The organism is Leisingera sp. NJS204, assembly GCF_004123675.1.
Taxonomy (GTDB): Bacteria; Pseudomonadota; Alphaproteobacteria; order Rhodobacterales; family Rhodobacteraceae; genus Leisingera.
Genome location: NZ_CP035417.1, coordinates 154,297 through 178,081, shown reverse-complemented (window position 1 = coordinate 178,081; position 23,785 = coordinate 154,297). Strand labels below are relative to the sequence as shown.

At 61.2% G+C, this 23,785-nt stretch carries 24 protein-coding genes, 1 tRNA gene and 2 pseudogenes; 13 read left to right on the top strand and 14 right to left on the bottom strand.

The window, feature by feature from the left end; genetic code table 11:
* Positions 1-74: 74 nt before the first annotated feature.
* Positions 75-536 carry a hypothetical protein gene (locus tag ETW24_RS24415; protein WP_205877319.1) on the top strand — a complete coding sequence of 154 codons (462 nt, stop codon included), beginning with the start codon at positions 75-77 and terminating at the stop codon, positions 534-536.
* Positions 529-1,254: pseudogene (locus ETW24_RS24620) on the top strand (DUF5131 family protein). Before ETW24_RS24415 ends, ETW24_RS24620 begins: the two are co-directional and overlap by 8 nt.
* Before the next feature lie 2 nt (positions 1,255-1,256).
* On the opposite strand, the gene ETW24_RS24105 reads toward ETW24_RS24620, so the two are convergent.
* Positions 1,257-1,421: a hypothetical protein gene (locus ETW24_RS24105; protein WP_164982663.1), complete on the bottom strand. Its 165-nt coding sequence runs from the start codon at positions 1,419-1,421 to the stop codon at positions 1,257-1,259.
* Positions 1,422-1,761: 340 nt separating this feature from the next.
* Here ETW24_RS24105 and ETW24_RS24615 point away from each other — a divergent pair, with 340 nt between their 5' ends.
* Together ETW24_RS24615 and ETW24_RS24610 are read left to right on the top strand one after the other, a co-directional pair.
* Positions 1,762-2,280 carry a hypothetical protein gene (locus tag ETW24_RS24615; protein ID WP_254695666.1) on the top strand — a complete coding sequence of 173 codons (519 nt, stop codon included), beginning with the start codon at positions 1,762-1,764 and terminating at the stop codon, positions 2,278-2,280.
* Positions 2,207-2,632, top strand: a pseudogene (locus tag ETW24_RS24610) (tyrosine-type recombinase/integrase); the annotation flags it as partial. The gene ETW24_RS24615 and the pseudogene ETW24_RS24610, both read left to right, overlap by 74 nt.
* A gap of 222 nt (positions 2,633-2,854) precedes the next feature.
* Here ETW24_RS24610 and ETW24_RS00925 read toward each other — a convergent pair.
* A tRNA-Trp gene (locus ETW24_RS00925) sits at positions 2,855-2,930 on the bottom strand.
* 176 nt (positions 2,931-3,106) lie between these two features.
* Here ETW24_RS00925 and ETW24_RS00920 point away from each other — a divergent pair.
* Entirely contained in the window at positions 3,107-3,817 is a 711-nt protein-coding gene (locus ETW24_RS00920; RefSeq protein WP_129369358.1) for a lysophospholipid acyltransferase family protein, read from the top strand.
* A 190-nt stretch (positions 3,818-4,007) separates the two neighbouring features.
* Here ETW24_RS00920 and tuf read toward each other — a convergent pair whose 3' ends face one another.
* From tuf to ETW24_RS00905, 3 genes are all read right to left on the bottom strand, one after another.
* Positions 4,008-5,183, bottom strand: a complete 1,176-nt coding sequence (gene tuf, locus ETW24_RS00915; protein ID WP_072503619.1) for an elongation factor Tu — start codon at positions 5,181-5,183, stop codon at positions 4,008-4,010.
* 124 nt (positions 5,184-5,307) lie between these two features.
* Entirely contained in the window at positions 5,308-5,907 is a 600-nt protein-coding gene (locus tag ETW24_RS00910; protein WP_129369357.1) for a hypothetical protein, read from the bottom strand.
* Positions 5,908-6,035: 128 nt separating this feature from the next.
* Positions 6,036-8,384: a DNA topoisomerase IV subunit A gene (locus tag ETW24_RS00905; RefSeq protein ID WP_129369356.1), complete on the bottom strand. Its 2,349-nt coding sequence runs from the start codon at positions 8,382-8,384 to the stop codon at positions 6,036-6,038.
* Between the two features lie 240 nt (positions 8,385-8,624).
* On the opposite strand from ETW24_RS00905, the gene ETW24_RS00900 reads away from it, so the two are divergent.
* From ETW24_RS00900 to ETW24_RS00875, 6 genes are all read left to right on the top strand, one after another.
* On the top strand, positions 8,625-9,245 hold the full coding sequence (locus ETW24_RS00900; RefSeq protein ID WP_129369355.1) for an SH3 domain-containing protein: 621 nt from the start codon (positions 8,625-8,627) through the stop codon (positions 9,243-9,245).
* 35 nt (positions 9,246-9,280) lie between these two features.
* Positions 9,281-10,111 carry an SDR family NAD(P)-dependent oxidoreductase gene (locus ETW24_RS00895; RefSeq protein ID WP_129369354.1) on the top strand — a complete coding sequence of 277 codons (831 nt, stop codon included), beginning with the start codon at positions 9,281-9,283 and terminating at the stop codon, positions 10,109-10,111.
* 75 nt (positions 10,112-10,186) lie between these two features.
* A complete protein-coding gene (locus ETW24_RS00890) occupies positions 10,187-10,390 on the top strand; it encodes a twin transmembrane helix small protein (RefSeq protein WP_129369353.1) in 204 nt (67 codons plus the stop codon).
* A gap of 6 nt (positions 10,391-10,396) precedes the next feature.
* On the top strand, positions 10,397-10,969 hold the full coding sequence (locus ETW24_RS00885) for a cob(I)yrinic acid a,c-diamide adenosyltransferase (protein WP_129369352.1): 573 nt from the start codon (positions 10,397-10,399) through the stop codon (positions 10,967-10,969).
* Between the two features lie 285 nt (positions 10,970-11,254).
* The gene (locus ETW24_RS00880) at positions 11,255-12,013 is read left to right on the top strand and encodes an electron transfer flavoprotein subunit beta/FixA family protein (RefSeq protein ID WP_129369351.1); all 759 of its coding nucleotides are present in this window, start codon (positions 11,255-11,257) and stop codon (positions 12,011-12,013) included.
* A complete protein-coding gene (locus ETW24_RS00875; RefSeq protein ID WP_129369350.1) occupies positions 12,013-12,942 on the top strand; it encodes an electron transfer flavoprotein subunit alpha/FixB family protein in 930 nt (309 codons plus the stop codon). The genes ETW24_RS00880 and ETW24_RS00875 overlap by 1 nt, the downstream gene beginning before the upstream one ends.
* A 78-nt stretch (positions 12,943-13,020) precedes the next feature.
* Here the strand turns inward: ETW24_RS00875 and ETW24_RS00870 are convergent, their stop codons facing one another.
* Positions 13,021-13,842: a DUF6473 family protein gene (locus ETW24_RS00870; protein ID WP_129369349.1), complete on the bottom strand. Its 822-nt coding sequence runs from the start codon at positions 13,840-13,842 to the stop codon at positions 13,021-13,023.
* Between the two features lie 153 nt (positions 13,843-13,995).
* Here ETW24_RS00870 and ETW24_RS00865 point away from each other — a divergent pair, with 153 nt between their 5' ends.
* Complete coding sequence (locus ETW24_RS00865; RefSeq protein WP_129369348.1) at positions 13,996-14,871, top strand: 3-hydroxybutyryl-CoA dehydrogenase; 876 nt, start codon at positions 13,996-13,998, stop codon at positions 14,869-14,871.
* 89 nt (positions 14,872-14,960) lie between these two features.
* Here the strand turns inward: ETW24_RS00865 and ETW24_RS00860 are convergent, their stop codons facing one another.
* The 7 genes from ETW24_RS00860 to ETW24_RS00830 are packed head-to-tail and all read right to left on the bottom strand — an operon-like array spanning position 14,961 to position 20,358.
* Complete coding sequence (locus tag ETW24_RS00860; protein ID WP_129369347.1) at positions 14,961-15,854, bottom strand: lysophospholipid acyltransferase family protein; 894 nt, start codon at positions 15,852-15,854, stop codon at positions 14,961-14,963.
* Positions 15,855-15,886: 32 nt separating this feature from the next.
* Positions 15,887-16,156: an HPr family phosphocarrier protein gene (locus ETW24_RS00855; protein WP_129369346.1), complete on the bottom strand. Its 270-nt coding sequence runs from the start codon at positions 16,154-16,156 to the stop codon at positions 15,887-15,889.
* Positions 16,157-16,564: a PTS sugar transporter subunit IIA gene (locus ETW24_RS00850; RefSeq protein WP_129369345.1), complete on the bottom strand. Its 408-nt coding sequence runs from the start codon at positions 16,562-16,564 to the stop codon at positions 16,157-16,159.
* Between the two features lie 9 nt (positions 16,565-16,573).
* On the bottom strand, positions 16,574-17,452 hold the full coding sequence (gene rapZ / locus ETW24_RS00845) for an RNase adapter RapZ (protein ID WP_129369344.1): 879 nt from the start codon (positions 17,450-17,452) through the stop codon (positions 16,574-16,576).
* Positions 17,445-17,882, bottom strand: coding sequence for an HPr kinase/phosphorylase (locus ETW24_RS00840; RefSeq protein WP_129369343.1), 438 nt, complete (start codon positions 17,880-17,882; stop codon positions 17,445-17,447). The genes rapZ and ETW24_RS00840 overlap by 8 nt, the downstream gene beginning before the upstream one ends.
* Before the next feature lie 2 nt (positions 17,883-17,884).
* A complete protein-coding gene (locus ETW24_RS00835; RefSeq protein WP_129369342.1) occupies positions 17,885-19,600 on the bottom strand; it encodes a sensor histidine kinase in 1,716 nt (571 codons plus the stop codon).
* A 53-nt stretch (positions 19,601-19,653) separates the two neighbouring features.
* A complete protein-coding gene (locus ETW24_RS00830) occupies positions 19,654-20,358 on the bottom strand; it encodes a response regulator transcription factor (protein ID WP_129369341.1) in 705 nt (234 codons plus the stop codon).
* A 342-nt stretch (positions 20,359-20,700) separates the two neighbouring features.
* Here ETW24_RS00830 and ETW24_RS00825 point away from each other — a divergent pair, with 342 nt between their 5' ends.
* On the top strand, positions 20,701-22,299 hold the full coding sequence (locus ETW24_RS00825; RefSeq protein ID WP_027257306.1) for a phosphoenolpyruvate carboxykinase: 1,599 nt from the start codon (positions 20,701-20,703) through the stop codon (positions 22,297-22,299).
* Between the two features lie 68 nt (positions 22,300-22,367).
* Here the strand turns inward: ETW24_RS00825 and dgt are convergent, their stop codons facing one another.
* Positions 22,368-23,723 (bottom strand): dGTP triphosphohydrolase, encoded by a 1,356-nt coding sequence (gene dgt, locus ETW24_RS00820; protein WP_129369340.1) that lies wholly within the window; start codon positions 23,721-23,723, stop codon positions 22,368-22,370.
* Positions 23,724-23,785: the final 62 nt, after the last annotated feature.

The following is a 23,785-nucleotide window of genomic DNA, read 5'->3' as shown; positions in this document are numbered from 1 at the left end:
CCCGGAAGCCTGATGTCTCTTTCTGGCCCTTGGAAACAGGAGCCAGCGAAGGGCACCAAAAAAGGAGTTCCAGCATGTCAAAGCCGATGAACCCCATCCCGGTCAGCTCCGCAGAGCGCATTGCCAAGGCTTACGGCTATGACCAAGTTGTTATCATCGCCCGGCGCGTCGGTGATGACCCGAACGGCGAACACGTCACTACCTATGGTCGTGACAAGGCACATTGCAGCTCCGCCGCCCGCATCGGTGAATTTCTGAAATTCAAGGTCATGGGATGGGTCAACGATGCAAAGAAAATGCCGCGTGTCTGGATGATTTTTCGCCATGACCTTGCGGACTTCGAACAGGAAAACATCCCGCGATTGCTGTGCACCGATTTTGGAGGCGCGGCGGAGCATGCCGAGATCACCGCAACGGAACAGGAAGTCAAGGTAATCATTGTCCCCGCCGAATTCCTGCCCCCGGAAGAGTGGGCGGAAGTGGGTGCTGTGCACGCGGCGATGGCCGCAAGCGTGAAGGGAACCTGCAATGGCTGAACAGTCGAAAATCGAATGGACGGACCACACGTTCAACCCGTGGGAAGGGTGCCAGCAGGTCGCGATTGAATGCGACCACTGCTAGGCTGAAGCCCGCGACCAGCGGTTTACCGGCGGCACCCTTTAGGGGCCGAAGGCTCCACGCCGCAGGACAAGCCCCCAGAACTGGCAAAAGCCCTGCACGTGGCAGCGTCAGGCTGATGCCTTCTTTGCCCGCCACGGGCGGCGTCAGCGGATCTTCTGCGCGTCTCTGGCTGATGTCTTTGATAATGCCGTGGACGCCGCGTGGCGTGATGACCTTTGGGCGCTGATCCGGGAATGCGACAAGCTGGACTAGCAGCTGCTGGCCGTGCCCGCCGCCGTCCGTTTTGTCAGCCCCGAACCGCTGCCGGGGCCGATGAACCTGACGCAGCGTGGCGGTACGGCGCTGGACGCCCTGCGCGGCGAAGGGTTCGAAACCTTCACAGGCCGCACCGCCAGCGGCCCCGGCCCCCGGCGGGTGCATCTGGTCGTCTGCGGCGGCGAAAGCGGCCCCAAGGCCCGGCCAATGCACCCGGACTGGGCACGCAGCCTGCGCGACCAATGCCAATCGGCCGGCACTCCGTTCTTCTTCAAGCGATGGGGGCACGGGCGCTTGCAATTGATCGTGACCACGACGCCCCGGATTGGCGCACGAATTACTCTGCGCCGCTTTCAAAACCCGGCTTCCGCATCCTGAACCTAACCGGCGGCCACGGCTTTCACGGCGATCGGGTCTGCCTGATGAAGCGCACCGCAAAGCAGAAGGCAGGCCGGACGCTGGACGGACAGGAATGGGACGGCATGCCATGTACGTAAAGGTTCCAGAACGCGTGCGCTGGTGACGTTCTTGAAATCATCATCCATGGGAAAAACCGAAGACTTCCTGCGCGCCATCCATGACGCAGCAGATCCTGGCGACCGGATCGAAATCCCCGTTGCCAGCTGGGGGCCGCCAAAGCCGCCCGGCGGAAACCGGCGCGCGCGGCGGGCGAAATATGCCGCTCACCGCAGGAACAAGGGGAGGGTCTGATGGTGAAACGCCAGCAGTTCACTTCTGCCCAGATCACACGCTTTGTTTAAGCAGCGCGTGCTGCTGATCCCAATGCCATTGTCGAAATTGTGACAGAGGCAGGAAAAATCCGCATTTTATCAGAATCCGAACCTGTAGCGGATTCCCCATTTGATAAATGGAAGGCCAACCGCAATGAGAGTGAAGCTCAAAGGAATTAACAAGGTCGGCAAACGCCTAGCGGACGGCCAGCGCGTCGCCTACTACTATGCTTGGAAGGGCGGCCCCAGACTGCCCGAAAAACCCGGATCCGCGGAGTTTGTAGCCGCCTGCAACGAAGCCGTCGCGCAAAAGTCACAGCCAAAGTCTGACACCATTCAGGCCCTGCTGAACAAGTACCAAGAGCCCCTCAAGTGGCAAGGTCTCGGGGCCAGAACCAATAAAGACTACATCGGACATATTCGGAAGATCGAACCAGAATTCGGGGACTTCCCCATTTCCGCCCTGCCCGACCGCCGCGCTCGCGCCGCCTTCCTTGAGTGGCGGGACAAGATGGCCGTGAAATCCCGGATGCAGGCAGATTACGTGTTCGCCACATTCGCTTCGATTCTCGCGTGGGCTTTGGACCGGGGATTGACCGATGCCAACCCGTGCGAAAAACCCCGGCAAGCTCTACCGGTCCGAACGGGCGGAATGCATTTGGACACAGGCTGACGAAGAGGCCCTGTTTGCCATCGCGCCCGAACGCATCCGCCTTGCCTATATTCTGGCGGCTTGGACCGGCCAACGCCAAGGCGATCTGCTGTGCCTGACGTGGAGTGCCTATGATGGTACTCACATCCGGCTTCGCCAAAACAAGACGAAGCGCCGCGTGGTCATCCCGGTGGCTAGCCCGCTGAAGGCCGTTCTGGATCAAGCAGCAAAGAACAAGGCCGCCGTGACGATCCTGACAACATCCAAAGGAACATCTTGGACATCCCATGGGTTCGGCGCGACATGGCGCAAGACGTTGATCAAGGCAAAGGTGTCCGGGCTGACATTCCACGATCTGCGCAGCACAGCGGTAACCCGCTTGGCAGTCGCAGGATGTGAAGTTCCGGAGATTGCGACCATAACCTGCCACAGCCTGAAAGATGTCGGCGCGATCCTAGATGCGTACTATCTCAACCGGAACACACGGTTGGCAGAATCGGCCATCAGAAAGCTGGAAGAGGACGAACGGGGAACAAAAACTCCCAACTGGCTCAAACCAGTCGCGGCGAAATCGGAAAAAGCTGTTTGTCTAAAATGGCAGGGGCATCAGGGTTCGAACCCGAGACCTACGGTTTTGGAGACCGTCGCTCTACCAACTGAGCTATACCCCTGCGGTGCGGCATTTCCTAAGGCAGACGTGTTGCGCTGGCAAGAGGAAAAACGGGCTTTCTGCGTACAGGCCTTCGGTTTGGCCGCTGCAGGCTTTGCCATGGCGCAGCCAAGCAGTTAGACAGAGCAGATAACTGCGCCCCTGCGCCGGGACGCCCGAAAATACGAGCCGCCTACCGTGAGTCTGAGAAAGAAAATCGCCGACAGCCCCGGCGTCAACCGCGCCGTCGAGGGGCTGCTTGCCGCCTATGTGCGATTCGCCTTCCGCACCTCGCGCTGGAGCCGCAGCGGTTTCGAAGAAATGGATGCCTGCGTGCGCCGTGGCGAACCGGTGATCTTTGTGCTGTGGCACCAGCGGCTGATTATGGCGCCTTATCTGTTTGACACATCGCTGGGCCGCATCTGCGCCCTGACTTCCTCGGCCCGCGCCGGGCGGCTGGCCGGCCAGATTCTGGTCAGGCTTGGGTTTGAGACCATTCCGATGTCCAGCCACAAACGCCATGTGGCGCTTTCGCGTGAAGTGTTGCGCCGAACCAGGGACGGCTGTTCAATCGGGATTGCCGCCGACGGGCCGCGCGGCCCGGCGCGCATATCCTCAACCGTCCCTGTTGTCTGGGCCCGGATGACCGGCTGCCGGGTGTTCACGGTCGCGTTCGCCGGAAAAAAAGTAGTCGAGCTGCCGACCTGGGACCGCCAGATGCTGCCTCTGCCGTTTTCGCGGGGTGTGCTGATGTGCCAGGAGTGGACAGATGAAGTTCCGAAAAAGCCGACCGATGCCGAGGCAGAAAGTTTGCGCTTAAGCTTGGAAGCCTCTCTGGAGGCCATCACCGCTGCGGCAGACAGCGCCGCCGGACGAATTAGCAAGCGCCCGCAGCCCCGAACCACCTGAGCACCGTTCCCTGCAAGAGAGGCGGCCCGGAAAATTGTTTCTTCCGGCCCGGAAACCGCGCTGGTTTCCGGATGCCACAACGAAAAAGGGCCGCTCTTTCGAGCGGCCCTTTCTATTATCTCAGAGGTGCGGGCTCTCAATGATTTTGCTGCGCAAAACCACCTGCCGCCCGCCAGACGGCAAAGCCGTCTTACTCGGTAATTTTGGAAACGACGCCGGCGCCGACGGTGCGGCCGCCTTCGCGGATGGCGAAGCGCAGGCCGTTTTCCATCGCGATCGGCGCGATCAGCTCAACGTCGAACTTCAGGTTGTCGCCGGGCATAACCATCTCGGTGCCCTCAGGCAGGGTCACGGTGCCGGTCACGTCGGTGGTGCGGAAGTAGAACTGCGGACGGTAGTTCGCAAAGAACGGCGTGTGACGGCCGCCTTCTTCCTTGGTCAGGATATAGGCTTCGGCTTCGAACTTGGTGTGCGGGTTCACCGATTTCGGTGCGCACAGAACCTGGCCGCGCTCAACGCCGTCACGGTCGATACCGCGCAGCAGGGCGCCGATGTTGTCGCCGGCTTCACCGCGGTCCAGCAGCTTGCGGAACATTTCAACACCGGTGCAGGTGGTGGTTTTGGTGTCGCGGATACCAACGATTTCAATCGAATCGCCAACGTTGATCACGCCGCGCTCAACCCGGCCGGTCACAACGGTGCCGCGGCCCGAGATCGAGAACACATCTTCAACCGGCATCAGGAACGGCTGGTCAACAGCACGCGCCGGGGTCGGGATGTACTCGTCCACAGCGGCCATCAGCTCTTTGATCTTCTCTTCGCCGATTTCAGGCTTGTTGCCTTCCATTGCGGCCAGAGCCGAACCCGCGATGATCGGGATATCGTCGCCCGGGTAGTCGTAGGACGACAGCAGCTCGCGGATTTCCATCTCGACCAGTTCAAGCAGTTCTTCGTCGTCGACCTGGTCGACTTTGTTCATGAACACGACCATGTGCGGGATGCCGACCTGGCGGCCCAGCAGGATGTGCTCGCGGGTCTGCGGCATCGGGCCGTCAGCTGCGTTCACAACCAGGATCGCGCCGTCCATCTGCGCCGCGCCGGTGATCATGTTTTTCACATAGTCAGCGTGGCCGGGGCAGTCGACGTGGGCGTAGTGGCGGCCTTCGGTCTCATACTCGACGTGCGCGGTCGAGATGGTGATGCCGCGGGCTTTTTCTTCCGGTGCGCCGTCGATCTGGTCGTAGGCTTTGAAGTCACCGAAGTATTTGGTGATTGCTGCGGTCAGCGTGGTTTTGCCGTGATCAACGTGGCCGATGGTGCCGATGTTGACGTGCGGTTTTGTACGCTCAAACTTTTCCTTAGCCATTCCTTAGGCGCCCTTTTGAAACAGGGGTCATGCATTGACCCGGTTACCTCTGCGCGGGCGGATTATTTGGTTTGAGCGGAAAAATCAACCCGTTCCTGCTTGACGGAGGCGGAAATCGCAAGGCTCAGCCGGCTGGCGCAGGCGCGGCGGCATCCGCAGCAGCTCCGCTTCCGGAACCTGCCGCCGGACGTGGCGCAAACCATCCCTCGTCCTCGTGCTGCTTAGCCATCCATTCTTCCACCTTGTCGGCAATATTGACCGCCAGGCCCTGGATTTGCTGCTCTTTGGTGCGGGCATGGCCGGATCCCAGCAACGCGCTTTCGCCGGTAGTGCTTTCAAAGATCTCCATCTGGTGCTTCTTGGCCAGGAATTTCTTTGCCGCAACGTCATAGACAAAGACATTCACCACCACCGCGCTTTTGGGGGAGAACAGCACCGGCACGCCGGGCGGTGCCAGCATGAACCCCTCCAGCGTAACCGCCACATCATATTCCTGCGCCCCCTGATAGCGGCGCAGGCGGGTTTCCAGGGCGTTCTTCATCGCCGCATCCCATTCGCTGTGTTCCGCATTGCGGGACAACGGCCATTGCAGCGCTTTTTCGGTGTAGACATGCGTTACCCGTGCCTGAAAAGCGCCAAGGTCCTCGGGCGCTTCGTCCAACCGGGTTTCACCGCAGGACGCGAGCAAGGCCAGCGTGGCCAGAATGGAAAGAAAGCGGATCATGGAGCCCCCCAAGGAAATTCGACACCGCCCAGATAGCCGGGCACGGCACAGCGGGTAAAGAGGTGGAAACAGCTGCCCCCCGCGCGGGTGGCGCGGGGGGCACAGGCAGGCAGCAGGTTTCAGCCGCCTTATTTGAACTTGTAGTCGCGCGGGAAGCCATGCGGCGGGCGTTTGCCAACGCCGGCCCGCTTGCCCAGCCACTGGCCAAGATCTGTTTCGTGGCGGGTCTTGCCACCGCCCATTTCCCATTTGAGCCCATCATCCCAATTGAAGGTCGTGATGTCGCTGAGACCGCCGTCCAGTTCCAGCGAACCCTGCTTGCCGCGGGCCATGTTGTATTTCTGCAGGCGTACGCCCTTGCCGCGGGTGAGCTCCGGCATTTCCTCGACCGCGAAGACCAGGAACTTGCCGTTTTCCGAGACAATGGCGACGTGATCGCCTTCGACCGGGATACAGATCTTGGCGTGATCGTCATCCTTGACGTTCAGCACCTGCTTGCCGCTGCGGGTCTGCGCGACGATTTCCTTCTCTGCGCAGATAAAGCCGTTGCCCGCATCGGATGCAACAAGCAGCCGGCCTTCGGGATTGTGGATCAGCAGGTCGACAATCTCCACCTCGTTGGGCAGGTCGACCATCAGGCGCAGCGGTTCGCCCATGCCGCGGCCGCCGGGGAGATTCGCCGCCGACAGGGTGTAAAAACGGCCATTGGAACCGAACACCAACAGCCGGTCGGTGGTTTCCGCATGGAAGACAAAGCGCGGACCATCGCCGTCCTTGAACTTCAATTCGCGGCTGAGGTCGATATGGCCGGTCATTGCCCGGATCCAGCCCATCTGGCTGCAGACAACAGTGATCGGCTCGCGGTCGATCATCGCCTCCAGCGGCACGTCCTCGACCTCGCCCGCCTCGGCAAAGCGGGTACGGCGGGCGCCGCCGGCGTAGTCTTTGCCAAACTGCTTTTTGGTGTCCTTCAGCTGTTCTGAGATCCGGCTCCACTGCAGCTCTTCGGACCCCAGAAGCTCAACCAGCCCGGCCCGTTCCGCACGCAGCGCGTCGCGCTCGCGGACCAGCTCGATCTCTTCCAGCTTGCGCAATGACCGCAGGCGCATGTTGAGGATGGCCTCGGCCTGGACCTCAGTCAGCTCGCCCACGCCCTGAGCCGGGGTAACATAGTCCGCCTCGGTGAAAGCGCGGGGGTGGTCGCGGCTCCAGTCCTCGCGGATCAGGGCGGCCTTGGGGTCGTCATCATAGCGAATGATGTCGATCACACGGTCAAGGTTCAGGAAGGCGATAATGAATCCTTCCAGGACCTCCAGCCGGTGGTCGATTTTCTCCATCCGGTGCTGCGAGCGGCGCTGCAGCACGTCGCGGCGATGATCGAGGAAGGCACGCAGCACCTCTTTCATCGAGCAGACCTTGGGGGTGACGCCGTCGATCAGCACATTCATGTTCAGGCTGAAACGGGTTTCCAGATCCGAGTTGCGGAACATCATGTTCATCAGAACCTCGGGGTCCACGTTTTTGGACTTGGGTTCGAGGATGATGCGGATGTCTTCCGCTGATTCGTCGCGCACATCGGCGAGAATCGGCACCTTCTTGGTCTGGATCAGCTCGGCGATTTTTTCGATCAGCTTGGATTTCTGGACCTGATAGGGGATCTCGGTGACGACGATCTGCCACTGGCCGCGGCCCAGGTCCTCGACCTCGTGGGTGCAGCGCAGGCGGAAGGAGCCGCGTCCGGTGCTGTAGGCCTTGGCGATGCTTTCCTTGGGTTCGACAATGACGCCGCCGGTGGGGAAGTCCGGACCGGGCACATAGTTCAGCAGCGTTTCGTCACGGGCATCCGGGGTTTTGATCAGATGCAGGCAGGCGTCGATCAGCTCGGCAATATTGTGCGGCGGGATGTTGGTCGCCATGCCGACCGCAATGCCGGCCGCGCCATTGGCCAGGATGTTCGGGAATGTGGCGGGCAGCACCGCCGGTTCCGTCAGGCGGCCGTCATAGTTGTCGCGGAAATCCACCGAATCTTCGTTCAGGCCTTCGAGCATCGCCTCGGCCACGAAGGTCATCCGTGCCTCGGTGTAGCGCGAGGCCGCCGGGTTGTCGCCGTCGATGTTGCCGAAGTTGCCCTGGCCGTCGACCAGCGGGTAGCGGACGTTGAAATCCTGCGCCAAACGCGCCATCGCGTCATAGATCGCGGCGTCGCCATGCGGGTGGAAGTCGCCCATGGTGTCGCCGGAAATCTTGGCGGACTTCAAAAAGCCGCCAGTGGAGCTGAGCCGCAGGCGGTTCATCGCATAGAGAATGCGCCGGTGTACCGGCTTCAGCCCGTCACGTGCATCGGGCAGTGCGCGGTGCATGATAGTGCTCAGCGCATAGGTCAGATAGCGCTCGCCAATGGCGCGGCGCAGCGGTTCCAGGATTTCGCCTTGTTCGGGGGCGGACGGCATGTCGGGGTCTTCTACCAGATCGGTCATGAATCGGTGATACTGCCGCCGCCGGAATTGGTAAAGCGGGCGCGCGCGAAATTCGCACAGTCCTGCGCAGCTTTGGCGGCAGCGGATGCGGTTCGGGGGAGAAGCCGGCCGACTCTCCCCTGTTTCCGCAGCTTTAACTTGCCCTAGATAAAAGGGAACCAAGCTGCCGCACCGCGCGTTTAATTCCAAACTCATGCAATAAAGTGCAGCTGCTGTCTGTTGGTCTGGGGGGACCGGGTTATGTCGCGATTTGTTATGGTATCTTTCGCCTTCCTTGGGTGGGGCTTTTACGAGTTGAGCGGAGGCGCGGATTTCGAGCCGCCCAAACGGCCCGCTGCCGTGGCAGAGACTGATACCGCGGCCCAGCCGGCCGAACGGCCAAGACTCTCCGCGGCCTCAATCGCGGCCCAGCCTGTTCTCACTCAGCGGGCGCAGATTCAGAGACCGGCCCGCCCGGCAGCGGATCCGGCGTTGCGCCAGCGCGTGGCAGCAGGGCATCTGGCCAGCGCATCCGGTGTGCTAGCCACGACACAAACCGCCTTTTCAGACGAGCCGGCACCCGGTGGCCTGCAGCTGGCATCGCTTGACGGCGGCCTGGCAGCCATCACCGCGGCCCCCGCTGCAGAACTGATCCCGCAGCCTGCAGAAGTTTCATATTTGGACCGCCGCAGCATCCGTGCCTCACGCGTGAATATGCGCCAGGGGCCCGGCACATCCTATCCGGTCATCACCCGCCTTCTGGGCGGCGAGGAAGTCATCGTGATCGATGACAGTGGCACCGGCTGGCTGCATCTCCGTGCCCCGGACAAAGGCCATACCGGCTGGATTGCGGCTTCCCTGGTAAGCAAGAAACGCCCATAACTGCTGCGGAGCATTCCGCGGCAAGAGGCGTTCACATGAAGAAAACCATTCTGATTACCGGCTGCTCCTCTGGGATCGGCCTGGATGCGGCGCGCGGTATGCGGGAACGCGGCTGGCGGGTGTTTGCCTCCTGCCGCCAGCAGCGCGATTGCGACCGGATGCGCGCCGAGGGGTTTGACAGCCCGCGCATCGATTACACCGCCCCCGCCAGCATCGGAACAGGCCTGGCCGAAGTACTGGCGGCCACGGGCGGCACTTTGGATGCGCTGTTCAACAATGGCGCCCACGGGCTGCCCGGCGCGGTGGAGGATCTGCCGACCGACGCGCTGCGCACAATTTTCGAAGCTAATTTCTTTGGCTGGCACGAGCTGACCCGGCAGGTGATTCCGGTGATGCGCAAGCAGGGGCACGGGCGGATCGTACAGAATTCCTCGATCCTCGGCTTTGTCACCTTTCCCTGGCGCGGCGCTTATGTGGCGACGAAATACGCGTTGGAAGGGCTGACCGACACGCTGCGCGTGGAGCTGCGGGGCACCGGGATCCATATGGTGCTTATTGAGCCGGGACCGGTCACGTCGAAGATTCGCGAGAAGTCGATCCCGCATTTCGAACGCTTCATCGACTGGCAGGCGTCGCCGCTGCGGGAGCTTTACGAATCGCGCCTGCTGAAGCGGCTGTATGAAAGCAATGGACCGGACCGGTTCGAACTGCCGGCCTCAGCCGTGACATCGAAGCTGGCGCACGCCTGCGAATCCCGCCGTCCGCGCGAACGCTATTACGTCACCACCCCCACCCATATCGCCGGATTTCTGCGCCGGATCCTCAGCACAAGGGCAATTGACCGCATCCTGGTGAAGCTCGGATAGCGGATTCGCAGTCGCCAATGGCCCTGACGCAGGGTAGAGGGAGGCAACAGAATTGATGCGCCTTTGGGGGACAAGATGAGCGATCCGCTGTATTATCTGGGACTGGCAGCCGTTGCCGCCGTGGTTGTGGCACTGGTCGTCGGCATCGGCGGCTTTGGCAAGGGCGGCGAGTTCAACCGCAAGAACGCAAACAAGATGATGCGGCTGCGTATCCTGTTTCAGTTCATTGCAGTGGCGGTGCTGCTGGCCTACGTCTACCTGCGCAGCAAGGGAGGATAACCGGCAATGGTCGTTTTGAACAAGATTTACACCCGCACCGGCGACAAGGGTGAGACCGCTCTGGGCAACGGTGATCGCGTTGCCAAGCATTCGGCGCGGGTCAATGCCTATGGCACCTCGGATGAGCTGAATTCTTTTGTCGGCGTCGCACGGCTGGAAGCAGACGGCGACATGGATGCAGCGCTGGCGCGGATCCAAAACGACCTGTTCGACCTGGGCGCCGACCTGTGCCGGCCGGAAATGGCAAAAGACGCGGATGCAGAATACCCGCCGCTGCGGGTTGCCGTCGCACAGGTCGAGCGGCTGGAAGCCGAAATCGACGTGATGAACAAGGAACTGGAAGCGCTGCGCAGCTTCATCCTGCCGGGCGGATCAAAATTGGCGGCGCATCTGCACGTCTGCCGCACCGTCGCGCGCCGCGCCGAACGGCTGACTACAGATCTAAGCACCGCTGAAGAGGTGAACCCGGCAGCAGTGAAATACCTGAACCGGCTGTCCGACTGGTTCTTTGTCGCCGCCCGCATGGCGAACAACGGCGGCAAGGACGACGTTTTGTGGGTTCCCGGCGCCAACCGCTAATTCCCCAGCTACCGGCTTGATTCGCGATTTCACGCCGGTTTTCGGCCGATCCCGCGGGCAACGCGTCATTTTCGCGCCCGCGGCAGCGCCAATCCGGCAGGCTGATTTCCCTCCGGAAACATTCTTGCAAAAATGATGTTCCAAATAAGCAAACGCGACGTCGGCGTGCGCTAACGTGACGATTTTGCCCTGTTGCAGACGCACACCAGCCGGTATCAACGCAGCGAGAGCATGGAGGGGAGTCGCCCAAAGGCGGCTTGCCGTTTGTTAAGGAGAGAACGCAAAATGAAGGTACTTGTGCCTGTCAAGCGCGTGATTGACTACAACGTGAAGGTCCGCGTCAAAGCGGACGGCAGCGGTGTCGATCTCGCCAACGTGAAGATGTCGATGAACCCCTTCGACGAAATTGCCGTCGAAGAGGCGATCCGCCTGAAAGAAGCCGGCAAGGCCGACGAGGTGATTGCGGTTTCGATCGGCGTGAAGCAGGCCCAGGAAACCCTGCGCACCGCGCTGGCGATGGGTGCGGACCGCGCCATCCTGGTGGTTGCAGCCGACGACGTGCACACCGACATCGAGCCGCTGGCCGTTGCGAAAATCCTGGCCAAAGTGGTCGAGGAAGAGCAGCCGGGTGTCGTGCTTTGCGGCAAGCAGGCAATCGACAACGACATGAACGCAACCGGCCAGATGCTGTCGGCGCTGCTGGGCTGGTCCCAGGGCACCTTTGCCTCTGAACTGGACATCGAAGGCGACAACGCCAAGGTGACCCGGGAGGTCGACGGCGGCCTGCAGACCATTTCCGTGAAGATGCCCGCCATCATCACCGTGGACCTGCGCCTGAACGAGCCGCGCTATGCGTCGCTGCCGAACATCATGAAAGCGAAGAAAAAGCCGCTGGCCGAAAAGACCGCAGCCGACTACGGCGTCGACGTCACCCCGCGCCTGGAAATCGTCAAGACCGAAGAGCCGGAGGCCCGCGCCGCAGGCATCATCGTCGGTTCCGTCGACGAGCTGGTTGAGAAACTCAAAGAAGCGGGGGCTGTGTAATGGCTGTTCTTCTCCTTGCTGAAGTGACCGACGGCGCGCTGGCGCTGGACGCAACCGCAAAAGCCGTGGCCGCTGCCGCATCGCTGGGCGACGTGACCGTTCTGGCCGCTGGCGCCTCTGCTGCTGCGGCCGGCGAAGAAGCTGCCAAGATCGCAGGCGTTGCCAAGGTTCTGGTTGCCGAGGACGCATCGCTGGGCCACCGCCTGGCAGAGCCGACCGCGGCGTTGATCGCAGGCCTGGCCTCCGATTTTGAGCACATCGTCGCGCCAGCCACCACCGACGCCAAGAACGTTCTGCCGCGCGTTGCCGCGCTGCTGGACGTGATGGTGATCTCGGACGTGTCCGGCATTGTCGACGGCGACACCTTCGAGCGCCCGATCTATGCCGGCAACGCGATCCAGACCGTGAAGTCGAAAGACGCCAAAAAAGTCGTCTCGATCCGCACCGCATCCTTTGATGCAGCCGGTGACGGCGGCTCGGCTTCGGTTGAGAGCATCTCGGCTGCAGCAAACCCGGGCTTGTCCGAGTGGGTTGAAGACAAGGTTGCCGCAAGCGACCGTCCCGAGCTGACCTCGGCCGGTATCGTTGTTTCCGGCGGCCGCGGCGTTGGCTCCGAGGATGACTTCAAACTGATCGAAACCCTGGCCGACAAGCTGGGCGCCGCAGTTGGCGCATCGCGCGCCGCGGTTGATTCGGGCTACGCCCCGAACGACTGGCAGGTCGGTCAGACCGGCAAGGTTGTTGCACCGGACCTGTATGTCGCCATCGGCATCTCGGGTGCGATCCAGCACCTGGCCGGCATGAAGGACTCCAAGGTCATCGTGGCGATCAACAAGGACGAAGAAGCACCGATCTTCCAGGTTGCTGATTTCGGCCTGGTTGCCGACCTGTTCGAAGCCGTCCCGGCCCTGACCGCAAAACTGGGCTAAGCCCTGTTCGACAGCTAATCAATCAGGAAAGGCCCGCCATCCGGCGGGCCTTTTTTGCTTCCGCCACTGGCGCTGTTCCTATTTACGAACAAGCGGCAACAGGCGGTCAGCCAGCGCATCGGCGATCCGCAGATGTTCCTTCGGGCCAATCATGTGGCGGGCGGCGGGTAATTCCATCTGGCCAAAGATCATGCCGGCGATATCCTGTGCCATTGCCGCCGAAGAGGCTCTGAACTCCAGCACCCCCTGAACCTTGGGGCGCAAGGCATCGGCCATGGAACGGTCTACCAGGACCGGCTCTTCTGGAAATCCGGCTTCGGCATCCAATTCATAACGGAGCCATAGCAGCAGAACACGGCCATCAAGTGCCTCGATCAAAACGCTCATCCGCTCTATCCAGCTGCGTTGCAGCTGTTCCTGCACCTGCTCAAACCGCTGGCTGGAGATTTCACGCAGGGTGCACAGCAGATGCTTGTTGAAATGAAACTCCGTAAAATCCACTTCGGGATAAAGCGTCTTTAGGGCCGCATGGGCCTGCAGGAACCGGTCGTTGCGGCGTGGATGCACCCGGTAGTAGGGGTTTGAGATGTTCTGCGCCCCCAGCATCTGCACCACTGATACATCCGCCTGTCTGGCGATACCGATCAGGGAATCATCCTGCACAAAACTGTCCAGCCCGGCATTCACACTGCCCAGATTGATGCAATCCAGTCCAAGCTGGGTTTGCAGGGAGTCGACAAAGGGAAATTCAACGAATCGCCCGTAAACTTCGGTTCCACCAAGAAAGGCAACATAGGGATCTTCCAGGGACCGCTGCGGGCCCCGGACCAACAGTCTGGATTGCCCGTATCTGCATGGTTCCCCCGAAAGCGCCCCCGCGCTTTTGAGTTCATAGCTCATTTCACCACCAATTTTTCACCCGAGACTCACCTTGCCGCGCAAGCATTGCAAATTCCCTAAAGTGAGAATTTGCCTCAAATCAGCCCCAGCCGCCCTTGTGCCTGCCCTTCGCCCGCCAGTAAGGTTGCCGCAGATATTTCGGGAGCCTGAGGCATGGAAATTCAGAAGGTTGGAGTGATCGGCGCCGGGCAGATGGGCAATGGCATTGCCCATGTTCTGGCGCTTGCCGGGTACGAGGTCGTGCTGAATGATGTCAGCCAGCCTGCGCTGGACAGCGCCCTGAGCCTTATTCTCAAGAACATGGAACGCCAGGCAAGCAAGGGAAAAATCTCGGAGGCAGACGTAAAGGCTGCATTGGCCCGCGTTACGCCCTCACTGAAGCTTGCAGATGTCGGCGCAACCGATCTGGTCATCGAAGCGGCCACCGAACGGGAAACTGTCAAACAAGCGATCTTTGATGATCTGCTGCCGCATTTGCTGCCGCACACGATCCTGACCTCCAACACCTCGTCAATCTCTATCACCCGGCTGGCCAGCCGCACCGACCGGCCGGAACGCTTTATGGGCTTCCACTTCATGAACCCGGTGCCGGTCATGCAGCTGGTCGAGCTGATCCGCGGAATTGCCACGGATGAGCCGACATTCACGGCCTGCCAGGAGGTCGTGGCACGATTGGGCAAGACCTCTGCCAGCGCCGAGGACTTCCCGGCCTTCATCGTCAACCGGATCCTGATGCCGATGATCAACGAGGCGGTCTATACCCTGTATGAGGGCGTTGGTTCGGTCAAATCGATCGACGAATCGATGAAACTTGGCGCCAACCACCCGATGGGTCCGCTGGAGCTGGCGGACTTTATTGGTCTGGACACCTGCCTGGCCATCATGAACGTGCTGCATGACGGGCTGGCAGACACCAAATACCGCCCCTGCCCGCTGCTGACCAAATATGTCGAGGCCGGCTGGCTGGGCCGCAAGACCCAGCGCGGCTTCTATGACTATCGCGGGGAAACGCCGGTGCCGACACGGTAGAGGGAACAAAAAAGGCGCCCCGCGGGGCGCTTTTCTGTTTCCGGCCCGGTGATAAGACAGGCTTAGCCTTTCCCGGTGATAAGACAGGCTTAGCCTTTTTTGCCGAGGCTCAGGGTATGTTCGCGCAGCCAGGCCATAAAGCCCCGCGGATCGCTTTGCAGCTGTTCCATCTGCGCGTCCGTCAGCGGTTCACCCACAACCGGCGCTTGCGGCTTATTGCAGGAACGCACGATTTCGCGCAACAGCAGCCCCTGGCGCAGGATCGGGGAAATCCGGCAGGCGATCTGATACCAGCGGGAATTGTGGCCGGGGAAGTAGATCGGCACCACCCGGGCGCCAGAACGGCGGATCAGCTGGGCAGTGAAGACATTCCATTCACGTTCAATCGCGGGGCCGAACCAGCTGTCGGAGGACATCACCACGCCGGACGGGAACAACGCCACTGCGCCGCCATCCTTGAGGAAAGTCATGGTTTTTGCCCGCATGTCGACCATCTTGCGCTGCGCTTCGGGGTCATGCGGGAAGGGCACCGGGATCATGAAGGAAGTTGCGGCCTCGTCCAGCCCTGTCAGCACCGAGCGGGTCAGGATCCGGTAATCCAGGCGGCGGCGGCCGATGAGGTCGGCAAAAATCATGCCATCGACCATTCCATGCGGATGGTTGGCGACGATCACCACAGGCCCGTCCTTGGGAATGTTGTTGATCTGCTGTTCCGGTGTCTGCAGTTCAATGCCCATGATATTGAGGGCTCCGCGCCAGAACTTCTGACCGCGGTACTCTGCATTCTGTTTTTCGAACTTGCTGACCATACGCAGGATGGTCAGTTTTCCGGTGAGCCATTCGATGGTCTTGATCGCCAGCGAGGTCCAGCGGTCGTCAAAGGAATTGGCATAGGTCAGCGTGCGGCGGTCATAGACCTCGCCCGTCTGATCAGCGGTTTCCGGCGCGACGCCGGTATTCCTGTCGTGTGCGGTATCCGCCAAAGTGTTTTTCCCGTTCCGCTGCCGGCGCGGGCCTAGTAGCCCTCGCCGAACTTGCCGGCCACCAGGGCCTCCAGCGCATGCGCCAGCGCATCAGCATCGGGCCCCGAAGTCTCGACGTCAATAGTCGTTCCTTTCGAGGCTGCCAACATCAAAAGACCCATTATGCTGTCACCAGAGGCAGACAGGCCGTCCTTGATAACTTCTGCCGTGGCGTCAAACCCTTCTACAACCTCTACCAGCTTGGCCGAGGCGCGGGCGTGCAGCCCCTTTTCATTGATGATTTCCAGCGTCTTCAGAGCCATTTAGTGTGCTTGCTCCCCGTCAGGGTTAACGTTTTGCGCGTTGATATACTTGCGCCCGGCCTCCATTGCCTGCCGGACTGCATCGGCAACCGGCAAGTGGCGGGATTTCGCCAGTTTGATCAACATCGGCAAATTGGCCCCGTACAGAATACGGCGATCCGCCGGGGCGCATGCCTTCAGGCTGAGGTTGGAAGGCGAGCCGCCGAACAGGTCGGTGACCACAACGACCCCGTCGCCGGTGTCCACTTCATTCGCAGCCGAGCATATTTCGTCCTGCTTGCTGTCCCTGTCGTCCTCGGGTCCGATGCCGATGGCCATCAGGCAGGGCTGCGGGCCCACAACGTGTTCCACAGCGGCAAGGTATTCCCTTGCCAGCTCGCCATGCGCTACGATCACAATCCCGATCAACCCGGCCTCTCACTTCTTTTGCTGGCCTTGCAGCTCGCGGTGTCTAATTGACACTTGCAGGCCGTCTTCCGCAAGGGCCTTGGCCAGGGTTTCCGCCATCGTTACCGATCTGTGCTGCCCGCCGGTGCAGCCGAAGGCGATTGAAAAATGCGACTTCCCCTCTTCCCGGTAAGCCGGCAGCAGCAGACGGGTGAGGTCCAGCACCCGGGAAAAGAAAGGGGTGAACCTGTCGTCGGCCCGTACAAAGTCCTGCACAGCCTGATCAATGCCGTTGAACTGCCGCAAACCGGGCTGCCAATAAGGGTTGGCCAGAAAACGGCAATCAAACACCATGTCAATTCCGTGCGGCATCCCGCGTTTGTAAGAGAAGCTTTGCACCGACAGCGCCAGCGCGCGGCCTTCAGGCGCAAACCAGCGTTCGATCTCTGCCTTCAACTGGTGCACATTCATATCCGAAGTTTCCAGCAGGATATCAGCACGGTCACGGATCGGCGCCATCAGATCCAGCTCTCGGCGCACGCCTTCGCCTGGAGATTCCGCGGGTGCCAGCGGATGGCGGCGGCGGGTCTCGGAGTAGCGCCGCAGCAAAACGTCAGCTTTCGAATCAAGGTAGAGCACCGTCAGCTCTACCTCGCGGCGGCCGGACAGCATGTCGATCACATCCAGCAGCGCCCGCGGCGAGAAATCCCGGTTGCGGCTGTCCAGCCCCAATGCCATCGGCCGCGGAGCCGCAGCTGCATCAATCAGCCCCGGCAGCAGCCGCAGCGGCAGGTTGTCGATCGCCTCAAAGCCAAGATCTTCAAGCACGTTGATCGCCGTGGTCCTGCCCGCTCCGGAGGGGCCGGTGACCAGCACCGCCGGGACCGCCTTTTGCTCTGCCTCAGGCATCGGGGTCCAAAGCTCCGCATCTGAGATACTGCATCAGCGCCGGAGCAAAATGCGCACCGTCCACGCGCTTGACCCGAAGCACCTCCTGCCCCAGCAACTGCGTGCTGTGCCGCATCGGCAAGCGTTCAGTTTCGGCCTCATCCAGGTCCACCAGTGCAGCAACCGCCACAGGGCTGCGGATCTGCGCGTGCAGCAGCCCCATAAACCGCGCCTCGATCAGTCCGCGGATCGGCTCTGGCGCGCTGGCCACAACCTGCCCGTCCAAAAGCTGCAGCAGCACCCGGTCGTCCGCCACCAGCTGCGCGCCAAAAGCCATCAGCTGCAGTGCCAAAGCGGATTTGCCTTGCCCGGAATTTCCCGTGATCAAAAGCCCCCGCCCCTCCAGCGCGACGCAGGAGGCATGCAGGATAAGGCTTTCGGTATCAGGCATGGTTACACCGGAAGACCAACTACAAACCGCGCACCCAAGGGCTCGGAGGTGACGTCGGCTTCTGTCGGACGGATATTTTCGGCCCAGATCACGCCGCCGTGCGCCTCGACAATCTGCTTCGAGATCGCCAGACCGAGTCCTGAGTTATTGCCGAAATGCTCCACCGGGCGCTGTGAGTAAAAGCGTTTGAAAATCTTCGACAACGCCTGGTCCGGGATGCCCGGGCCGGTATCTTCAACCACAATCAGCACCCGGTTGGCACGGCGCCGGGCCCAAACGCGAATGGCGTCACCCTCTTCGCAGAACGAGATCGCATTGGTGATCAGATTGACAAAAACCTGCGCCAATCGTGCTTCAAGGCCCTGCAACTGAATGGGCTGGGCCGGAAGGTCGGTGATGTAATCGATCCCCTTGGTGCGGGCGTCTTCCCCCAAGTACTGGTTGAGATTGCCCAGCATGGCCAGCAGATCGAAGTCTTCTTCTTCCTCCTTGACCAGCTCGGCATCCAGCCGCGACGCGTTGGAAATGTCGCTGACCAGCCGGTCGAGGCGGCGAACATCGTGTTCAATCACATCCATCAGCTTCTCGCGCTGGTCATCACGGTGAACCATGCGCAATGTGCCGACCGCCGACTGCAGGCTGGCCAGGGGGTTTTTGATTTCATGCGCCACGTCGGCTGCAAACTGTTCGTTGCTGTCGATCCGGGAGTACAACGCCTTGACCATCCCGCGCAGAGCCCGGCTGAGGCGGCCGATCTCATCCGGCCGGGCAGACAGGTCCGGAATCCGGATCCGTCCCGGGTTTGACTTGCGGCTGCCGCGCTCGCGGCCAAGTTCGGCAGCCTCGGCAAGATCGGCAAGCGGGTTGGCGATGGTCGAGGCCAGCACCAAGCTCAACCCGACCGAAACCAGCAGGGCGACGACAAACATCTGCAGCACGCGCTCCTGCTCGCCGCGCACCAAAGCGTCCACCTCGCCGGTGGGGGACGTCAGCGCGATAACGCCGACTGCCCTGCCGTTATGCATGATCGGCGTGGCCGCGGAAATCACCCGGCTGCCGGTGGTGTCCACCACAGTTTCAATGCCGGTGCCGCCGCTCATCGCCCGGTCAACCAAACCGCCCAGCCGTTCCTCTAAGGACGGCCCCAAAGCGGCGGCATCTTCGGCTGCCGCATCGCCGCCATCCGCAATGCCCCAAATGGCCGACAGCCCGTCGCTGATCAGCGTGCGGCTTCGGCCGCTGTCATTCAACACGTTCAGCGCATCGCTGCGGTCCACGCCCTTGATGCTGGAAATCAGATTGCCGGTGGTGTCGAACACAAAGGCTTCGACGCCGCCGCGCAGGCTGAGCCGCGCCAGGGTGTCCTCGACCTGGATGCCGTCACCTGCAACGAAGCTGACCGCGCCTGCGGCCGGCATTTCGGCTTCAAAGACATCCGCCGCCAGCATGGCTTCGGATACCAGAGTGCCCGCCCGCTGCTGGACCAGGCTTTGACGCGAGGAATTCAGGTACAGGATCCCGGTGACCAGAATGATCAATGCGATCAGGTTGAAAGTGATGATCTTCCGGGTCAGCGGCGAACCCTTGAGCGACAAAAGCCCCCGGCGCGCGCGCTTGACCTGCATTTCACGCGTGACGGATTGTTCCGGGGTGACCCAGTCTTCCCCTAGAACAACATCGCCGTCCTGCTGGCGTTGCGTAATGCTGGTATCGCGCATGCGCGCCCACTCCTTCGGCCCCGGGGGCAAACAGCCCCGCTTAAACGTGCCGCTTATTCTTCGTTATAACGGTAACCGATTCCATAAAGGGTTTCGATTGCCGCAAAATCCGTGTCTGCCGTGCGCATTTTCTTGCGCAAGCGCTTGATGTGGCTGTCGATGGTCCGGTCGTCCACATAGACCTGATCATCATAGGCCACATCCATCAGCTGGTCCCGGCTTTTGACAAAACCCGGCCGCTGGGCCAGCGCCTGCAGCAACAGGAATTCGGTCACAGTCAGCGACACATCATTGCCCTTCCAGCTGACCGCATGGCGCAGCGGGTCCATCCGCAGATTGCCGCGTTCCATCACCTTGGTTTCGGGCGAGGCGGTTCCGGCGGCGTCGCTGTTGATCGCCTCCTGGCGGCGCAGCAGCGACCGGATCCGTTCGACCAGAAGGCGCTGCGAGAACGGCTTTTTCACATAATCGTCGGCGCCCATGCGCAGACCCAAAACCTCGTCGATCTCATCATCCTTGGAGGTGAGGAAGATCACCGGCATCTGGGATTTCTGGCGCAGCCGCTGCAATAGATCCATGCCGTCCATCCGCGGCATTTTAATATCCAGCACGGCCATATCCGGCAGCTTCTTGTTGAATGCGTCCAGCGCCGCCTGGCCGTCGTTGTAGGTTTCCACCTCAAAGCCTTCGGCCTCAAGCGTCATGGAAACGGATGTCAGGATGTTCCTGTCATCATCTACCAATGCAATTTTTGACATCGGAATTGCCCCTAATCTGCTCTGTTCTGTGTTGTTTTTTAGCACTTTCATCGCCGTTATGGTGCCCCGAATCAATCCCATTTAAAGAATCAGGGCGATCTTTGGTCTCAATTGGGGCAAAAATACCTTAGCGCCTGCTGAACAAGCAGGCACCGGCGCAGGCTTAAACTGATGGTTGCGCTAAACATCGCCTTGGTGGCGCTAACTCGGGGGAACCGGCCTGTTCACCGCCCGAAACGCCGTGTTAAGACCCCGCCACCGGCAGCGATGCCGTGTTCTATTGCCCCATTGGCGCAGCCCCGCAGCCTGCGTGCAGCCGCGCCGCCACAGGAGAAAAAACGTATGACATCTGGACGGGTTAACCCGCAATTCCGCCTCGAGGATCAGGGCATCGAGGGTCTGGGCAATGTCTTCTACAACTTCATGGAGCCCGCGCTGATCGAAGCCGCGCTGAAGCGCAGCGAAGGCACGCTGGGCAATGGCGGCGCCTTCCTTGTGACCACCGGGAAATTCACCGGCCGCTCGCCCAAAGATAAACACGTCGTCAAGTCGGACAGCGTCCGCGACACCATCTGGTGGGACAACAATGCAGCGATGAGCCCGGAAGGCTTTGATGCGCTTTACACCGACATGCTGGAGCATATGAAGGGCAAGGACTATTACGTCCAGGATCTGGTCGGCGGTGCCGACCCTGCCCATGCCATCAATGTCCGCATGGTGACCGAACTGGCGTGGCACAACCTGTTCATCCGCACCATGCTGCGCCGTCCGGACCGCGAAGACCTGGATGACTTCATCGCAGACTTCACGGTCATCAACTGCCCGAGCTTCCAGGCTGACCCCAAGAAGCATGATTGCCGTTCCGAGACCGTCATTGCGATGAATTTCGACCGCAAGATGATCCTGATCGGCGGCACTGAATACGCAGGCGAGAACAAGAAATCCGTCTTCACCCTGCTCAACTACCTGCTGCCGGAGAAAGGCATCATGCCGATGCACTGCTCCGCCAATCACGCCAAGGGCAACCCGGTCGACACCGCCGTGTTCTTCGGCCTGTCGGGCACCGGCAAGACCACCCTGTCCGCCGACCCGGACCGGGTGCTGATCGGCGATGACGAACATGGCTGGGCCGACAACGGCACCTTCAATTTTGAAGGCGGCTGCTATGCCAAGACCATCAACCTGAATGCCGAGGCAGAGCCGGAGATCTATGCCACCACCTCCAAATTCGGCACCGTGATCGAAAACATGGTGTTTGATCCGGAGACCAAGGAGCTGGATTTCAACGACGACAGCCTGACCGCCAACATGCGCTGTGCCTATCCGCTGCATTACATCTCCAATGCCTCGGACAGCGCTCGCGGCGGCCACCCGAAAAACATCATCATGCTGACCTGTGATGCTTTCGGCGTGCTGCCTCCGATCTCGCGGCTGACCCCGGCGCAGGCGATGTACCACTTCCTGTCGGGCTTCACCTCCAAAGTGGCCGGCACCGAGCGCGGCGTGACCGAACCGGAACCGACCTTCTCGACCTGCTTCGGCGCCCCCTTCATGCCGCGCCGCCCGGAAGTTTACGGCAACCTGCTGCGCGAAAAGATCGCCCAGCACGGCGCGACCTGCTGGCTGGTGAACACCGGCTGGACCGGTGGCGCTTATGGCACCGGCAGCCGGATGCCGATCAAGGCAACCCGCGCCCTGCTGACCGCAGCTTTGGACGGCTCGCTGGCCAATGTCGAATTCCGCAAGGATGCCAACTTTGGCTTCGACGTGCCGGTCGACGTGCCGGGTGTACCTGAAATGCTGCTGGATCCGCGCCGCACCTGGGACGACAAAGGTGCATATGACGCGCAGGCGGCCAAGCTGGTGCAGATGTTCTCCGACAATTTCGAGCAGTACCTGCCGTTCATTGACGAAGACGTGAAAGCCGCCGCGATCGGCTGAACCATTTGCTCCGCGAATAGAAAACCCGGCCAATGGCCGGGTTTTTTCGTTTCAGATGACTGAGCAGATCAAATATTCAGACTGCCTGTAACCATGTCCCGGACCTTGACCGCGTAACGGTCGGTCATGCCGGAAACGAAGTCGGCAAGCGAGTGCATCGCCGTGTACGGGTCTTCCACGCCGCGCAAATCCAAATCCACAGCGCGGATCAGCTGCTTCCAATGGCTGTGCTTGTTGCCCAGCTGATCCTGATCCCACTCACAAGCAGCAAGATCGGCATAAAGCCCGTGAAACTGGTCGAGAAGGCGATGCAGCACGTGGCGGCCTGCCACTTCCAGCTCGGTTTTGCGGCGCGCGGCAAAGATTCGCTCCACCGACAATCGCTGCAGCTCGGCGAACGCATCTGCCTTGGCGGAAGCGCCAATCAGGTCGCCGTCGAACTCGCCGCTCATGATGGCGTCATAATTGTCCATGAACGCCTGCACCGCAGCGCTGGTGGCAGCGCCGATCGACAAGGCGCGCAGCAAAGCGACCCGGTCATTCAGCGGCATGGCAGCGTCTTCTTCACGGTTGCGCTTGCCGGTGATGTCCTCCAGCACCGCGGCCACGTCGGCGCGATCCAGGTCGCCGACTGCGCCTGCGTCCTCGATATCCATGATCCGGTAGCAGATGTCATCCGCCGCCTCGACCAGGAAGGCGAGCGGATGGCGGCGGTACCAGCCTGTGTCTTCGCGGATCATGCCGGTGGCCGCGCAGATTTCGTCAAGCAGTGCAATGTCAGAGGCAAAAACACCGAATTTCTTGAGGCCCGCATAGGGCGCCGGGCCGCCGCCGCAGGCCGCGTCCCGCACCTGGCGGGTACAGGGGTACTTCAAAAAGGCACCCAGCGTTGCATAGCTGAGCCGCATGCCGCCCTCGCGCCGGGCCATTTCCAGCCGCCCGGCGATGCGCAGGCCCTGAGCGTTGCCCTCGAAATGCGCAAATTCTGCCTGCCGGTCCGCAGGCACCTGTGCTGCCAGCCCCTGTTTCGCGCGGAACTGCACGGCGAACCAGCCGCCGATGCTGTCCTCGCCGGAATGGCCGAAGGGCGGGTTGCCGATATCATGCAGCAGGCAGGCGGCCTGCACGTGGCCGGCAATGCGCAGAACCTGATCCGGAGTGATGCGTTCTGCTGCCAGCAGCGCCTGACCGACGCCGGCCCCCAGAGAACGCCCGACGCTGCAGGTCTCCATGCTGTGGATCATCCGGTGATGCACATGGTCGTGACTGTAGAGCGGATGCACCTGGGTCTTCTGGGCCAGACGGCGGAAGGGCTCGGAGAACAGAATGCGGTCATAGTCCTGCAAATAGGCCTCGCGCCCCGGCGCTTCAGGGTAATCCGGCCGGCACAGCCGCCCCGGGTTCAGCAGCCTGTTCCACTCCATCGCCAATTGCCTGCTCCTTTGCTGTTTTCGTAAGCGGTTAAACGGGAGGCCGGGCGGAAATG

Coding starts and splice junctions, on each gene's coding strand:
- ETW24_RS24415 (WP_205877319.1), top strand. CDS start 75: ATGTCAAAGCCGATGAACCCCATCCCGGTCAGCTCCGCAGAGCGCATT.
- ETW24_RS24105 (WP_164982663.1), bottom strand. CDS start 1,421: ATGGATGATGATTTCAAGAACGTCACCAGCGCACGCGTTCTGGAACCT.
- ETW24_RS24615 (WP_254695666.1), top strand. CDS start 1,762: ATGAGAGTGAAGCTCAAAGGAATTAACAAGGTCGGCAAACGCCTAGCG.
- tuf (WP_072503619.1), bottom strand. CDS start 5,183: ATGGCTAAGGAAAAGTTTGAGCGTACAAAACCGCACGTCAACATCGGC.
- ETW24_RS00910 (WP_129369357.1), bottom strand. CDS start 5,907: ATGATCCGCTTTCTTTCCATTCTGGCCACGCTGGCCTTGCTCGCGTCC.
- ETW24_RS00905 (WP_129369356.1), bottom strand. CDS start 8,384: ATGACCGATCTGGTAGAAGACCCCGACATGCCGTCCGCCCCCGAACAA.
- ETW24_RS00900 (WP_129369355.1), top strand. CDS start 8,625: ATGTCGCGATTTGTTATGGTATCTTTCGCCTTCCTTGGGTGGGGCTTT.
- ETW24_RS00895 (WP_129369354.1), top strand. CDS start 9,281: ATGAAGAAAACCATTCTGATTACCGGCTGCTCCTCTGGGATCGGCCTG.
- ETW24_RS00890 (WP_129369353.1), top strand. CDS start 10,187: ATGAGCGATCCGCTGTATTATCTGGGACTGGCAGCCGTTGCCGCCGTG.
- ETW24_RS00885 (WP_129369352.1), top strand. CDS start 10,397: ATGGTCGTTTTGAACAAGATTTACACCCGCACCGGCGACAAGGGTGAG.
- ETW24_RS00880 (WP_129369351.1), top strand. CDS start 11,255: ATGAAGGTACTTGTGCCTGTCAAGCGCGTGATTGACTACAACGTGAAG.
- ETW24_RS00875 (WP_129369350.1), top strand. CDS start 12,013: ATGGCTGTTCTTCTCCTTGCTGAAGTGACCGACGGCGCGCTGGCGCTG.
- ETW24_RS00870 (WP_129369349.1), bottom strand. CDS start 13,842: ATGAGCTATGAACTCAAAAGCGCGGGGGCGCTTTCGGGGGAACCATGC.
- ETW24_RS00865 (WP_129369348.1), top strand. CDS start 13,996: ATGGAAATTCAGAAGGTTGGAGTGATCGGCGCCGGGCAGATGGGCAAT.
- ETW24_RS00855 (WP_129369346.1), bottom strand. CDS start 16,156: ATGGCTCTGAAGACGCTGGAAATCATCAATGAAAAGGGGCTGCACGCC.
- rapZ (WP_129369344.1), bottom strand. CDS start 17,452: ATGCCTGAGGCAGAGCAAAAGGCGGTCCCGGCGGTGCTGGTCACCGGC.
- ETW24_RS00840 (WP_129369343.1), bottom strand. CDS start 17,882: ATGCCTGATACCGAAAGCCTTATCCTGCATGCCTCCTGCGTCGCGCTG.
- ETW24_RS00835 (WP_129369342.1), bottom strand. CDS start 19,600: ATGCGCGATACCAGCATTACGCAACGCCAGCAGGACGGCGATGTTGTT.
- ETW24_RS00830 (WP_129369341.1), bottom strand. CDS start 20,358: ATGTCAAAAATTGCATTGGTAGATGATGACAGGAACATCCTGACATCC.
- ETW24_RS00825 (WP_027257306.1), top strand. CDS start 20,701: ATGACATCTGGACGGGTTAACCCGCAATTCCGCCTCGAGGATCAGGGC.
- dgt (WP_129369340.1), bottom strand. CDS start 23,723: ATGGAGTGGAACAGGCTGCTGAACCCGGGGCGGCTGTGCCGGCCGGAT.